A 436-nucleotide genomic window follows, 5' to 3' on the forward strand; every position below is an offset into this window, starting at 1 on the left:
GTCGAATCCAACAAGATGACGTCACGCCGGTAATAGCGCACCAATAACCGGAAATAGTCAAGCAGAGCATGCCCAGTAGCAGCAGCGACAAGGCAGAGCGGACGGGAATCGTCGCGCAGCAACTCAACAACTCGGTCGAATGTTTCGCCATCCAAAGAGTTCAGACCAATATCAATGCTGCGTCGGGCAGCTTCCATCTTGGAACGCCACATGGCTCCCGGTTCATCAGTCGTGGGGTCATTGGTGGTGCGATCACTAGGAAGGTCAAAGTTAGCGGCGACCTCCTCACGAAGGCTCCGCGAAAAGTCACGGAAGCTGGCATAGCCCAGCTTGCGCACAAAGCGCGTCACCGACGCCGTCGAGGTCCCCGTCGCAGCACTGATCTCGTCCAAGTTCTCCAAGGCCACATGAGGAAAAGAATCTTCACAGTACTGAG

The 436-nt window shown here is 55.7% G+C and carries 1 protein-coding gene; it reads right to left on the minus strand.

Features of this window, described 5'->3' with window-relative positions:
- A partial coding sequence (locus KJQ99_RS11375; RefSeq protein ID WP_214150727.1) for a MurR/RpiR family transcriptional regulator occupies positions 1–392 on the minus strand: 392 nt, incomplete at its 3' end.
- Between the last annotated feature and the right edge of the window lie 44 nt (positions 393–436).

Origin of the sequence: Campylobacter sp. 2018MI13 (assembly GCF_018501135.1) — a bacterium.
In the GTDB taxonomy this organism is placed as follows: domain Bacteria; phylum Campylobacterota; class Campylobacteria; order Campylobacterales; family Campylobacteraceae; genus Campylobacter_E.